We start from the raw sequence: 13688 nt of genomic DNA, 5'->3' as shown, positions 1-13688 counted from the left end.
GAAATAGCCCGCCGAAAAGGTCGTGAAATTGGCGTTTTTTGCTGGTTTCCGTTATAAAGTGACTTTATCGATTCTGTTGAGAAAGAAATCTGAATAGTGTCAGATCAAACGCCTCCACCCGGTTCCGACGATATGAATGGTGGCCCAAACGGCGGCCCTAGCGGTATCGAACCGATTTCCATCATCGAGGAGATGCAGCGCTCCTATCTCGATTACGCGATGAGCGTTATCGTGAGCCGTGCGCTGCCCGATGTGCGCGACGGCCTGAAGCCCGTGCATCGCCGCATTCTCCACGCCATGAATGAAATGAACCTCGCCTATAACCGCCCGTACCGCAAGTCGGCGGGTGTGGTCGGTGAGGTGATGGGTAAGTATCACCCGCATGGCGACGCCTCTATTTATGACGCCCTCGTGCGTATGGCGCAGGATTTTTCCATGCGCGATCCGCTGGTCGACGGGCAGGGCAATTTCGGCTCCATCGACGGCGATCCGCCGGCGGCGATGCGTTACACCGAATGCCGTCTGGAAAAGCTTTCCGAATCCATCCTGTCGGATATCGACAAGGACACGGTCGACTTCCAGGACAACTATGACGGTCGCGAGCAGGAACCTGTGGTCATGCCTGCGCGCTTCCCGAACCTGCTTGTCAATGGTTCGGGCGGTATCGCTGTCGGCATGGCGACCAACATTCCCCCGCACAATCTGGGCGAAGTGATCGACGGCTGCGTTGCGCTGATCGACAATCCGGCCATTGAACTGGCGGAACTGATGGAAATCATTCCGGGACCGGACTTCCCGACCGGCGGCATCATCCTTGGACGTTCCGGCATCAATTCCGCCTACACGACCGGACGCGGTTCGGTCGTCATGCGCGGGCGCGCCACGATCGAGCCGATGCGCGGCGACCGCGAAGCCATCATCATCACCGAGATACCTTATCAGGTGAACAAGGCTTCGATGATCGAGAAGATGGCCGAGCTGGTGCGCGACAAGCGCATCGAGGGCATTTCCGATCTGCGCGATGAGTCCGACCGCGAAGGCTATCGCGTCGTGGTGGAGCTCAAGCGTGACGCCGTTGCCGATGTCGTGCTGAACCAGCTTTATCGCTACACGCCGCTGCAAACCTCGTTCGGCTGCAACATGGTGGCGCTGAACGGCGGCAAGCCGGAACAGCTCAACCTGCTCGACATGCTGCGCGCCTTCGTCGTCTTCCGCGAGGAAGTCGTGACGCGCCGCACCAAGTTCCTGCTCAACAAGGCGCGTGACCGCGCGCATGTGTTGGTTGGTCTTGCAATCGCCGTCGCCAATATCGACGAGGTCATCGCGCTCATCCGCCGCGCTCCCGATCCGACGACGGCGCGTGAGCAGTTGATGGAACGCCGCTGGCCGGCGGCAGATGTCGCACCGTTGATCCGTTTGATCGACGATCCGCGCCACACCATCAATGAAGACAACACCTACAACCTCTCCGAAGAACAGGCTCGCGCCATTCTCGATCTGCGTCTGCAGCGCCTGACCGCGCTTGGTCGCGACGAAGTGGCGGACGAACTGAACAAGATCGGCGAGGAAATCCGCGATTATCTCGACATTCTTGGTTCGCGCCTGCGCGTGATGACCATCGTCAAGGAAGAGATGATTGCGGTTCGCGACGAGTTCGCAACCCCACGCCGCACCGAAATCGGTTTCGGCGGCGCCGAAATGGATGACGAAGACCTGATCGCCCGCGAGGATATGGTCGTCACCGTCAGCCATGCAGGCTACATCAAGCGCGTGCCGCTGACGACCTATCGTGCGCAGCGCCGCGGCGGCAAGGGCCGCTCCGGCATGGCCACGAAGGACGAGGATTTCGTTACCCGCCTGTTCGTGGCCAATACGCATACGCCGGTTCTGTTCTTCTCCTCGCGTGGCATCGTCTACAAGGAGAAGGTCTGGCGTCTGCCGGTCGGCACGCCGCAGTCGCGTGGTAAAGCGCTCATCAACATGCTGCCATTGCAGCAGGGCGAGCGCATTACCACCATCATGCCGCTGCCTGAGGATGAGGATTCCTGGGCAAATCTCGACGTCATGTTCTCGACCACGCGCGGTACGGTTCGCCGTAACAAGCTGTCGGACTTCGTTCAGGTCAACCGCAACGGCAAGATCGCGATGAAGCTCGAAGACGAGGGCGATGAAATCCTCTCGGTCGATACGTGTACGGAATTCGACGACGTGCTTCTGACCTGCGCCGGTGGCCAGTGCATTCGCTTCCCCGTCACCGATGTGCGCGTCTTTGCGGGCCGCAACTCCATCGGCGTGCGCGGCATCAATCTGGCCGATGGCGACAAGGTCATCTCCATGGCGATCCTGCATCACGTCGATGCGGACGCGGCTGAACGCTCGGCCTATCTGAAGCGTTCGATTGCCGAACGCCGTGCCCAGGGCGCGGATGACGCGGATGATATCGTGGTGGTTGGCGAGGAGGTCGGAAACGAAACCGAGCTCAACGAAGAACGCTATCAGGAGCTGAAAGCGCGCGAACAGACCGTGCTGACGGTTAGCGAATATGGTTACGGCAAGCGCTCCTCGTCCTACGAGTTCCGCGTTTCCGGTCGTGGCGGCAAGGGCATCCGCGCCACCGATACGTCGAAGACCGACGAAATCGGCAAGCTCGTCGCCCTGTTCCCGGTCGAGGCAAGCGACCAGATTCTGCTCGTTTCGGACGGCGGACAGCTTATCCGTGTGCCGGTTGACGGCATCCGCATTGCCGGACGTTCCACCAAGGGCGTCACGATCTTCAACACGGCGGACGGCGAAAAGGTCGTTTCGGTCGAACGCATTTCCGAAACGGACAGCGACGAAGAAAACGGCGGTGAGGGCGATGCGTTGCCGGAAGGTGAAGCACCGGTCGCGGGCAGCGAAGAATAAGCTGAAAGCCCGGGTCTGGCGGTTTTGCGGCGGATAATGCAACAAAACAACGGAACCGGGCTTTTGGTATAGATCAATGAAAAAGGCCGATGGCGGGAACCATCGGCCTTTTTCAGATGCCAAGACTGGAGGAATTGGCGATCACACAAACTCTTATCCAGCAAGCTCCAACACTATCGCGTGAGCTCAGCTAACTCCTAGCGCGAACGCATGTTGCGCAGAGTATTGATGTCGAATGCGACATGACGCACGCGCTGACGCTTGGCTTCATTCTCTTCGAGAAGCAGTATGATTGCCGAGGCAGCCATTGCGACCATCATGGATAATGCCAGAAGAAAGATCATCATCGTGTTATCCTTTCGACATACATACGCTTCAAAAGCGAAAAGGTTGCACCAAACTTGCGCCTATTTTGGTAAATCGGTTGTGAATTTGCCGTGAAATTGCGGTTCATATCGCGTTCATCTGTTTTCTTGGTTTCTGTTTCCTTAGCGCTGTGGTTCTTGTTGAAAATCCCGTCAGAAAAGGCTAGCTGGAAGAAATGACAATCGCGATTTATGCGGGTTCCTTCGACCCGGTGACCAACGGCCATATGGATGTCCTGAAAGGTGCCCTGCGCCTTGCCGATGAGGTTATTGTCGCGATTGGCGTTCACCCCGGAAAAAAGCCTCTCTTCACTTTTGAGGAGCGCGTGGCGCTCATTGATGAAAGCTGCAAGGCCGTGCTGGGGAAGGACGCAGGCCGGCTTTCCGTTATTTCCTTCGACGGTCTTGTTATCGACGCGGCCCGCATGCACAGTGCTCAATTGATGGTGCGCGGTTTGCGCGACGGCACCGATCTCGACTATGAAATGCAGATGGCAGGCATGAACGGCACCATGGCGCCGGAATTGCAGACCGTGTTTCTTCCGGCAGACCCGGCAGTGCGCACGATTACCGCCACATTGGTTCGACAGATTGCCTCCATGGGCGGTGATATAAAGCCTTTTGTTCCGGCGGCTGTCGCTGCCGCCCTGAACGCCAAATTCAAATCCTGACCACAGGGAGTTTTTCGATCATGTCTTTCGTTCGTTCAGCGCTAGCCGCTGCCGCCTTCTTCGCGCTCTCGCAAGGCGCAGTCCATACCGCTTCTGCCGCCGAAAACACCGTGGTTCTCAAGCTGAAGGATGGCGACGTGGCCATCGAGCTTCGTCCCGACCTTGCGCCAAAGCATGTTGCGCAGATCGAAAAGCTGGTCGGCGAGGGCGCTTACAACGGCGTCGCCTTCCACCGTGTCCTTCCGGGCTTCATGGCCCAGACCGGCGATGTAAAGTTCGGCAACATGGACAAGAACTTCGATGCATCACGCGTCGGCACCGGCGGCTCTGACTATCCGGATATTCCGGCAGAATTCTCCAAGGAACCTTTCGTTCGCGGCACGGTGGGCATGGCCCGCAGCCAGAATCCGAACTCGGCCAATTCGCAGTTCTTCATCATGTTTGCGGACGGCTCATTCCTCAACGGCCAGTATACGGTGGTCGGCAAGGTTGTCAGCGGCATGGATGTCGTCGACAAGATAAAGAAGGGCAGCGAAGCCGATAATGGCGCCGTGAAAAACCCCGACAAGATCATCAAGGCCACGCTTCAGGCCACCAAGAAGTAAATACAAGGAGAGGCCCAATGGCTTACAAAGACCCTGAAAACACGCTCGTTCTTGAAACCACCAAGGGCAATGTCGTTCTGGAGCTTTATCCGGATCTCGCGCCGGACCACGTTGCGCGTATCAAGGAACTGGCGCGCGAAGGCGCTTATGACGGCGTTGTGTTCCACCGCGTGATCGATGGCTTCATGGCCCAGACCGGCGACGTGAAGTTCGGCAAGACGGGCGGCGCTCATTTCAACGGCTCGCGCGCTGGCATGGGCGGTTCGGACAAGCCGGACCTGAAGGCGGAATTCTCCAACACGCCGCACAAGCGCGGCACCGCCTCGATGGCGCGTTCCGCCAATCCGAACTCGGCCAACTCTCAGTTCTTCATCTGCTTTGCCGATGCTCCGTGGCTCGACCGCCAGTACAGTGTCTGGGGTCAGGTCATCGAAGGCATGGACAATGTCGACAAGATCAAGCGCGGCGAACCGGTCTCCGATCCGGACCAGATCGTGACGGCGCGTATCGCTGCCGACATCTGATCCTGCCTGTTTCAAAGAAAAATTACGGCTCCGGTTCATGCCGGGGCCGTAATAATGAGGTCTATCATGCGTGTTGATCTTTTTGATTTCGATTTGCCGGAAGAGAGCATCGCTCTGCGCCCGGTCGAGCCGCGTGACCACGCCCGACTGTTGCGTGTCCGTCCCGGCCAGCCATTCGAGGATCGACAGGTATTCGAACTGCCTGATCTGCTGCAAGCCGGCGATGCGCTTGTCTTCAATGATACCAAAGTGATACCGGCACAGCTTGAAGGCATGCGCGAGCGCGACGGCAATATAAGCCAGGTCAGCGCCACGCTGCATATGCGTACCGGCGCCGATCGCTGGAAGGCTTTCCTCCGTCCGGCCAAGCGCGTGAAGGAAGGCGACCGCATCCGTTTCGGCCATTCCGGATCGAGCTGCTTCCTCGGCACGCTTGATGCCACCGTGGCGGAAAAGGGCGATGCGGGCGAGGCGCTTCTGGTGTTCGATCTTTCCGGCGCCATGCTGGACGAGGCGATTGCTTCGGTCGGGCACATTCCGCTGCCGCCTTACATCGCATCGAAGCGCGCCGAAGACGAGCGCGACCGCAAGGATTATCAAACGGTCTATGCGCGGGAAGAAGGCGCGGTCGCAGCCCCCACGGCCGGGTTGCATTTCACGCCGGAGCTTCTGGAAAAGATCAAGGCCAAGGGCGTTGAAGAACATTTCGTGACGCTGCATGTGGGGGCGGGGACTTTCCTGCCGGTCAAGGCCGATGACACGGCCGACCACAAGATGCATTCGGAAATCGGCCATGTGTCGCAGCGCACTGCCGATGCGCTCAATGCCGTTCACGAGCGGGGCGGCAGGATCGTCTGCGTCGGCACCACATCCCTGCGGCTGATCGAAAGCGCGGCGGGTGAGGATGGTATCATCCGTCCATGGTCGGGTGCGACCGATATTTTCATAACCCCCGGCTATAAGTTCCGGGCAGTTGATCTGCTGATGACCAACTTCCATTTGCCGCGCTCGACGCTGTTCATGCTCGTATCTGCCTTCAGCGGTCTCGACACGATGCGCGCCGCCTATGACCATGCCATCAGTAACGGTTATCGCTTCTACTCCTATGGCGACGGCAGCTTGCTAGAGCGAGCCGACAAAGCTAAAGACACCGCATGACTCTGGAAAACCTAAAGACAAGCGAAAACTTCGAATTCAAGGTGCTGGCAACCGACGGCGCCGCTCGTCAGGGCGAGATTTCCATGCCGCGCGGCGTGGTTCGCACACCTGCCTTCATGCCGGTCGGTACGGCGGGCACGGTCAAGGCCATGTATATGGACCAGGTGAAAGAGCTTGGCGCGGATATCATCCTTGGCAACACCTATCATCTGATGCTGCGGCCCGGCGCTGAACGTGTGGCCCGTCTGGGCGGCCTGCACGAGTTCGGCGGCTGGAAAGGCCCGATCCTCACCGATTCGGGCGGTTTTCAGGTCATGTCGCTCGCGCAATTGCGCAAGCTTGACGAAAATGGCGTGACATTCCGCTCGCATATCGACGGCAAGCCTTATGAGATGACGCCGGAACGGTCCATCGAGATACAGGGACTGCTCGATAGCGATATCCAGATGCAGCTCGATGAATGCGTGGCGCTGCCTTCGCCGGAAAAGAACACCGAGCGCGCAATGGAATTGTCGCTGCGCTGGGCCGAGCGCTGCAAGGTCGCTTTCGGCAATCAGCCGGGCAAGGCGATGTTCGGCATCGTGCAGGGCGGCGATGTTGCGCGTCTGCGCGAAAAATCGGCGGAAGCGCTGAAGGCCATGGACCTCAAGGGCTATTCGGTCGGCGGGCTTGCGGTCGGCGAACCGCAGCAGGTCATGCTCGACATGCTGGAAGTCGTATGTCCGATCCTGCCATCGGAAAAACCGCGCTACCTGATGGGCGTCGGTACGCCGGATGACATTCTGAAATCCGTGGCACGCGGGATCGATATGTTCGATTGTGTCATGCCGACGCGGGCAGGCCGCCACGGCCTTGCGTTTACGCGGTTCGGCAAGGTGAATTTGCGCAATGCACGCCATGCCGACGATCATCGCCCGCTCGATCCGGAATCGGATTGCCCGGCATCGCGCGACTACAGCCGCGCTTATCTGCATCATCTGGTGAAATCGGGGGAAGCGCTCGGCGCCATGCTCCTGACATGGAACAACCTGGCCTATTATCAGTATCTGATGAAAGGCATCCGCGCATCGATTGCCGGGGGACGCTTTGCCGATTTCTCCACCGAAACCTCGGAAGGATGGGCGAGGGGCGATATTCCGGCCCTTCTGTAATATCTCCATGCTACACAAGGAGGAGCATCCCGGTGTCCCGCTCTGAACGCCTCCTTGGGCTTTTGCAATTACTCCGCACCTATCGTCGCCCGGTAAGCGGGGCGACGCTGGCGCAGGAGCTCGGTATCAGTATTCGCACGCTGTATCGGGATATCGCGAGCCTTCAGGCGCAGGGCGCAGTTATCGAAGGGGAGCCGGGATTGGGTTATATCCTGCGTCCCGGCTTCATGTTGCCGCCTATCATGTTCAGCCAGGAAGAAATTGAAGCGTTGGTTCTGGGCGCGAGATGGGTTGCGGACAGGGGAGACGCCGAACTGGGCGCAGCTGCACGCAATGTTCTTGCCAAAGTGGCAGCAGTAATGCCGGAGGATTTACGCGTTACGCTCGAAGCGGTAAGCCTTCTTGTCGGCCCCAGCAAGAAAGATGCGGTCGATCAGGTGGATGCCGCCGCTCTTCGTAGCGCCATTCGCTCGGAAAGAAAAATCACCATATTCTATAACGATGCGGCCAGTACTTCGACCGAGCGCCTGATCTGGCCGTTCGCTCTGACTTTTTTCGATCAGGTGCGGGTAGTGCTCGCTTGGTGCGAAATGCGACAGGATTTCCGACATTTCCGTACTGATCGCATCGCCAGATTGAGCGTTGAGAGCGATCGCTACCCCAAACGACGTTCTGCGCTCCTTAAAGAGTGGAAGACCCGTCAGGGGATCGTCCGGAATTTCGATTGATACTGCCGGAAACTGACAGTGTGTCTTCGTAGTGTTGCTCGTATCCAACCAAGGAGCGACAACAATGAACCATCCGAATTTCACAATTCTATACGTAGAGAACCCTCTATCGAGCGGTCGCTTTTACACAGAACTGCTTGGGATTGAGCCTATCGAAGCCTCACCGACTTTTGTGCTCTTTCTGTTGAACAACGGTCTGCTGCTGGGACTGTGGTCCAGGCACACGGTAGAACCGGCTGCTGATTCCGGCGCGTTTGGTGGTGAGATCGCTTTCCGGTACGCGAGTTATGAAGAGATCGACAAGATATATGCAGACTGGACCGCGCGCGGGATTTCCAACTTGTCCAAGCCGCAAACATTGGAGTTTGGACGCTCGTTTGTGGCAATTGATCCAGACGGACATCGCCTGCGCGTATTTTCTCCGGCCGCAAGATGATACGAATCAGAGGAAGAAAAACCACCGGGACGCATCTCGCCGATGCGTCTCAGGCAAGCGGCCTATCCGACCGTCAACATGTTCTCCAGACGACAGAGAACGGCGCGCTGTTCTTCATCGTCCAGAATTTCACATTCCATCAATTTGGAGCATTCCAGCCCGGCGACGGCCAGATAGACGATCAGCGCCGTATCGGAATCGGTCGTGTCCTTGATCATGCGGTCGAGGAAAGCCCTGTGATATTGTCGGACAGGCACCATGAAACCGGGGTCTTCGGCAAGCGCGGCAAGAACGCCACAGGCAGGAGGTTCCTCATCGGCCTGCACCCGGTAAACATCCAGAAATGCCCGCGCCACACGGTTTTTATCGCCTTTCTGAAGTGTCTCATGAACCTCCATGGCGTGTTCATGCTCTTTCATGTATTCTTCGACCACCGCTTCGAGCAGTTTGGCCTTGGTCGGAAAAGTATAAAGCAATCCGCCTTTTGAAAGCCCCGCACGGGCTGCTACGGCATCGAGAGAGAGGTGAGCAGGGCCGATCTCACGGGCAAGCTCGATAGCAGCGCGCAAAATACGTTCGCGCGACGAGACTTTCTTTTTAGTTGGCAACTTACTGGTGTCTCCTGACAGTTCGAGTGTTGACAATACCGTCTGGACGGTACAGTTATTCGCCACTTTCATTCAAGTAAAATACGCGCGACCTTTGCGTGAATGCGAAAGAAGGCGCCGCGGCCAATCCCCCAACCCTGATCGATCAGGGAGCCATCTGGAGTGCATCCGCAATGATCAAGCGCCTTATACTGGCAATAATATTCCTCGTGATCGTCGTCGGAGGCCTCGTCGGCTTTAACCTGTTCCGATCACAGGCCATCAAGGACTTCTTCGCCAACATGCAGCAGCCCGCCCAGACGGTTTCGACCGTCACGGTGGAGCCAGGCGTCTGGAAGCCGGGTGTCGAGGCCATCGGCACGGCCAACGCGCTCAATGGTGTTGACCTGACCGTGCAGCTCGACGGCGTCGTGCAGAAGATCAACTTCAAGGCCAATCAGGAAGTCAAGGAAGGCGCCCTGCTGCTTCAGATGGAAGACAGCATTCAGAAGGCGGACCTCGCAGCCGCTGAAGCCGAAGCCGTTCTTGCCCAGCAGAACCTGAAGCGAGCTGATACGTTGCGCACCCGTGGCGTGGGTGCGGTATCGAATGTCGATACGACAGCTTCGGCCTCCGATGCTGCAAGCGCACGCGTTGAGAAAATGCGCGCAACGCTCGCGCAGAAGTCGGTCAAGGCTCCGTTTTCCGGCGTTATCGGCATCTCCAAAGTCGATCTCGGCCAGTATCTGACCCCCGGCACGGTCATCGCCACGCTGCAGAACACCGACGTGATGCGTATCGACTTCACGGTTCCTGAACAATCGCTGACGTCCATCAAGCTCGGGCAGACCGTCAAGGTCGGTTCGACGGCGGACGCGCTCGACTTTACGGGCAAGATTGTCGGCATCGATCCGAAGATCGACCCGACCACCCGTCTCGTTTCCGTGCGTGCCGAAGTGCAGAATCCGGATCACAAGCTGACGCCGGGCCAGTTCGTGCAGGTTCGTGTCGAACTGCCGGAAGAAGACAATGTCATCGCTCTTCCGCAGACCACGATCATCTCCAGCCTTTACGGCGATTATGTCTATGCTGTCCGTCCGGAACAGAAGCCGGAGGGCGCGAAGGCCGCCGAAGGCGACAGCACCGCCAAGGCTCCGGCAGCTGATGCCAAGCCGGAAGAGGGTGAAAAGCAGGTGGCGCAGCAGGTCTTCATCAAGCTTGGACGCCGTTATTCCGGTCTGGTCGAGGTAACGAGCGGTCTCAAGGCCGGCGATATCATCATCACGGCAGGCCAGAACCGGCTTTCGCCCGGTGTTCCGGTGAAAATCGACAACACCGTCAATCCGATTCCGGCCAGCCAGCCGGCCGACAAGCAATAGGCGAACCCGATGAGCTTCTCCGATATCTTCATCCGGCGCCCCGTGCTTGCCACGGTGGTCGCCCTCATGATCATTCTGTTGGGCCTTCAGGGGATCGCGCAGCTTACGGTGCGTGAATATCCGAAGGTCGACGAAACCGTCATTACGGTAACGACCACATATGCCGGTGCGAGCGCCGATCTCATTCAGGGCTTCATCACCGCTCCGATTGCAGAAGCGGTCGCGACCACCGAAAACATCGATTACGTGACCTCTTCGAGCCGTCCCTCGTCAAGCACCGTGACGGTGCAGATGAAGCTCGGCGCAAACCCTGACGCGGCGCTGACGGAAGTCATCGCCAAGGTCAATCAGGTTCGCGGCGACCTGCCGGACGAATCCGATGATCCGGTCATCGTCAAGGGCACGGGCCAGAACTTCGCCACCATGTATCTGGCGGCGCAGAACCCGAACATGACGAGCGAACAGATCACCGAATATCTGGAGCGCGTTATCCAGCCGCGCATGTCCACCATTCAGGGCGTTGCAAAGGCTGAAATCCTCGGCGGCCAGGTCTATTCGATGCGCGTCTGGCTGGACCCGATCCAGCTTGCGGCCCGCCAGATCACGGCGCCGGAAGTTCTGGCGGCCATCAAGGCCTCCAACTTCCTGTCGGCTCCTGGCACGACGAAGAACGAATATGTTGCGTCTTCGATCACGCTGAAGTCGACCTTGCAGACCCCGGAAGCCTTCGGCGCCATGCCGATCAAGGCATCGGGGGATGACGTCGTTCGCCTGCGTGATGTGGCGCGGGTCGAACTCGCGGCGAAAAGCACCGACACCATCGTTTCGTTCAACGGCTCAGCGGGTACATTCCTCGGCGTCTTCCCGACACCGGCGGCAAACCCCATCGACATGGCGGCGGCTGTCCGCAAGGAGCTTCCGTCCATCCAGGCATCGCTGCCGGAAGGCATGTCGCTCGTTCTGGTCTACGACGCAACCGAACAGATCAGCTCGTCGATCAAGGAAGTCTTCACGACCATCGGCGAAGCCGTGGCCATCGTCATTCTGGTCATCATCGTCTTCCTCGGATCGTTCCGTTCGGTGCTGATTCCGATTGTCACGATCCCGATTTCTCTGATCGGCGTGTGCTTCTTCCTTTATGTGCTCGGCTTCTCGATCAATCTCCTGTCGCTGCTTGCCATGGTTCTCGCCATCGGTCTTGTGGTCGACGACGCCATCGTGGTTCTGGAGAACATCCACCGGCATATCGAGGAGGGCCTGAGGCCCATTGACGCCGCGTTCAAGGGCATGAAGGAAATCACCGGCTCGATCATCGCCATGACGATCACGCTGGCGGCAGTGTTCGCACCGCTCGGTTTCACGGGCGGCCTGACGGGCGCTCTGTTCCGGGAATTTGCCTTCACGCTGGCCGGTGCCGTCATCATCTCCGGTATTGCCGCCTTGACGGTTTCGCCGATGATGTGCGCCCGCATGCTCAAGCACGGCGACCAGAGCCGGTTCCAGAAGTTCATCGACCGGACCTTCTCGCGTTTCGAGAAGTGGTATCACCGCCGCGTCTCCAACTCGCTCAACTATCGCGGCATCACGCTGATGATCGTTATTGCGCTGATGGGCCTGACGGGGTTCCTGTTCATGAACACGTCGAGCGAACTGGCACCGGAAGAAGATTCCGGCGCGCTGTTCTCGATGTTCCAGGCTCCGCAATATGCAACCTCGGCCTATACCAATCTCTACGCCGAACAGATCGACGAACTGACCAAGGATCTTCCTGAACTGAAGACCCGCTTCCAGATCGTCGGCATGGACGGCGGCACGACGTCCGGTATCGCGCTATGGGTTCTGAAGGACTGGAACGAGCGCACGCGTTCGCAGAAGCAGATCCAGGAAGACCTGACCGCACGTATCTCCAAGGTCGCAGGTGTCGAAGCCTTCATCTTCGCGCCTCCGTCCCTGCCGGGAACGGGTGGCGGTCTGCCGATCTCGATTGCGCTGCAATCGACCGGCCCGGCCGATCAGGTCTTCGAACTCGCCGAGGAAATCAAGAACGAAGCGCAGGCTTCGGGCCAGTACATCATCGTGCAGAACTCGCTCTCCTTCAACGCACCGCAGATCACGATCACCATCGACCGTGACCGTGCGGCGACGCTGGGCGTGCAGATCAGCGATATCGGCTCGACACTGGGTCTCCTGACCGGTGGCGCATCGGTGGCGAAATTCGACCGCGATTCGAACAGCTATGACATCATCACGCAGGTGCCTGATGTCTACCGTTCGAACCCGGAAAAGCTGGGCGACTTCTATGTGCGCAGCGTCTCCGGCTCGATGATCCCGCTGTCTTCGGTCATCAAGGTCAGCCAGAACGCATCGCCTGCCGCAATCGAACAGTTCAACCAGCTGAATTCGGCAACGATTTCGGCGCTGCCACTGCCGGGCGTCACCACCGGGCAGGGCCTGCAAACCCTGGTCGATCTGGCCAAGTCCAAGATGCCGGAAGGCTTCTTCCTGGATTATTCCGGCCAGTCGCGTCTGGAAGTGGAGCAGGGCAACACGATCCTGATCGCCTTCGGCCTCGCCGTGATCGTGATCTATCTCGTGCTTGCGGCGCAGTTCGAAAGCTTCCGCGATCCGTTCATCATCATGATGTCGGTTCCGCTGTCGATCTTCGGTGCCATCGTGCCGCTGAATATCGGCCTCGGTACCCTCAACATCTATACGCAAGTCGGTCTCATCACCCTTGTCGGGCTGATTACCAAGCACGGCATTCTGATGGTCGAATTCGCCAATCAGCAGCGCCGCCTGCATGGCCTGTCACGCCGGGATGCAATCATCGTCGCGGCTGAAACCCGCCTGCGTCCGATCCTGATGACCACCGCGGCCATGGCGCTCGGCGTCGTGCCGCTCATCATCGCGACCGGTGCCGGTGCGGCTGCTCGTTATTCGATGGGCCTCGTGATCTTCACCGGCATCGTGATCGGTACGATCTTCACGCTGTTCGTGGTGCCTATGTTCTACACCTTCATCGCGAAGAAGGATGTGGAAGGCGAGTATGTCGCGTCCTCCGAAGAGGGCGGCGAACCGGCTCCAGTGCAACATCACTGAAACTTGCGTTGAACCAACGACAAGGGGCGGCCTAGAAATAGGCCGCCCTTTTTTGTTCTGCTGACGTTGCGAATGCGGCGT

General features: G+C 58.5%; 12 protein-coding genes. 10 read left to right on the top strand and 2 right to left on the bottom strand.

Annotation, left to right across the window (positions count from 1 at the left end; genetic code table 11):
* Positions 1-132: 132 nt before the first annotated feature.
* Positions 133-2904: a DNA gyrase subunit A gene (gyrA, locus tag ABWW28_RS04590; RefSeq protein ID WP_021585118.1), complete on the top strand. Its 2772-nt coding sequence runs from the start codon at positions 133-135 to the stop codon at positions 2902-2904.
* Between the two features lie 197 nt (positions 2905-3101).
* On the opposite strand, the gene ABWW28_RS04585 is transcribed toward gyrA, so the two are convergent.
* Entirely contained in the window at positions 3102-3251 is a 150-nt protein-coding gene (locus ABWW28_RS04585) for a hypothetical protein (protein ID WP_006466792.1), read from the bottom strand.
* 194 nt (positions 3252-3445) lie between these two features.
* Between ABWW28_RS04585 and coaD the strand changes: the two genes are divergently transcribed.
* The 7 genes from coaD (at position 3446) to ABWW28_RS04550 (ending at position 8542) form a co-directional block, all read left to right on the top strand.
* Positions 3446-3940: a pantetheine-phosphate adenylyltransferase gene (gene coaD, locus ABWW28_RS04580; protein ID WP_006470447.1), complete on the top strand. Its 495-nt coding sequence runs from the start codon at positions 3446-3448 to the stop codon at positions 3938-3940.
* A 20-nt stretch (positions 3941-3960) separates the two neighbouring features.
* Entirely contained in the window at positions 3961-4545 is a 585-nt protein-coding gene (locus ABWW28_RS04575; RefSeq protein ID WP_006470448.1) for a peptidylprolyl isomerase, read from the top strand.
* 17 nt (positions 4546-4562) lie between these two features.
* A complete protein-coding gene (locus ABWW28_RS04570) occupies positions 4563-5069 on the top strand; it encodes a peptidylprolyl isomerase (RefSeq protein ID WP_006466795.1) in 507 nt (168 codons plus the stop codon).
* Positions 5070-5135: 66 nt separating this feature from the next.
* Positions 5136-6227 carry a tRNA preQ1(34) S-adenosylmethionine ribosyltransferase-isomerase QueA gene (gene queA, locus ABWW28_RS04565; RefSeq protein ID WP_006470449.1) on the top strand — a complete coding sequence of 364 codons (1092 nt, stop codon included), beginning with the start codon at positions 5136-5138 and terminating at the stop codon, positions 6225-6227.
* A complete protein-coding gene (tgt, locus tag ABWW28_RS04560) occupies positions 6224-7378 on the top strand; it encodes a tRNA guanosine(34) transglycosylase Tgt (protein ID WP_006470450.1) in 1155 nt (384 codons plus the stop codon). Before queA ends, tgt begins: the two co-directional genes overlap by 4 nt.
* A 32-nt stretch (positions 7379-7410) precedes the next feature.
* Positions 7411-8106, top strand: a complete 696-nt coding sequence (locus ABWW28_RS04555) for a helix-turn-helix transcriptional regulator (RefSeq protein WP_006470451.1) — start codon at positions 7411-7413, stop codon at positions 8104-8106.
* Between the two features lie 64 nt (positions 8107-8170).
* Positions 8171-8542 (top strand): VOC family protein, encoded by a 372-nt coding sequence (locus ABWW28_RS04550; protein WP_006470452.1) that lies wholly within the window; start codon positions 8171-8173, stop codon positions 8540-8542.
* Positions 8543-8604: 62 nt separating this feature from the next.
* Here ABWW28_RS04550 and ABWW28_RS04545 read toward each other — a convergent pair whose 3' ends face one another.
* A complete protein-coding gene (locus ABWW28_RS04545) occupies positions 8605-9150 on the bottom strand; it encodes a TetR/AcrR family transcriptional regulator (RefSeq protein ID WP_006470453.1) in 546 nt (181 codons plus the stop codon).
* 173 nt (positions 9151-9323) lie between these two features.
* Between ABWW28_RS04545 and ABWW28_RS04540 the strand changes: the two genes are divergently transcribed.
* Together ABWW28_RS04540 and ABWW28_RS04535 are read left to right on the top strand one after the other, a co-directional pair.
* Positions 9324-10508, top strand: coding sequence for an efflux RND transporter periplasmic adaptor subunit (locus tag ABWW28_RS04540; RefSeq protein ID WP_021585120.1), 1185 nt, complete (start codon positions 9324-9326; stop codon positions 10506-10508).
* Positions 10509-10517: 9 nt separating this feature from the next.
* Positions 10518-13607 carry an efflux RND transporter permease subunit gene (locus ABWW28_RS04535; RefSeq protein WP_021585121.1) on the top strand — a complete coding sequence of 1030 codons (3090 nt, stop codon included), beginning with the start codon at positions 10518-10520 and terminating at the stop codon, positions 13605-13607.
* Positions 13608-13688: the final 81 nt, after the last annotated feature.

Origin of the sequence: Brucella sp. NBRC 14130 (genome assembly GCF_040371715.1) — a bacterium.
Taxonomy (GTDB): Bacteria; Pseudomonadota; Alphaproteobacteria; order Rhizobiales; family Rhizobiaceae; genus Brucella; species Brucella intermedia.
The sequence above is the reverse complement of the archived record's forward strand: the minus strand, read 5'-3'. Positions and strand labels throughout refer to the sequence as shown.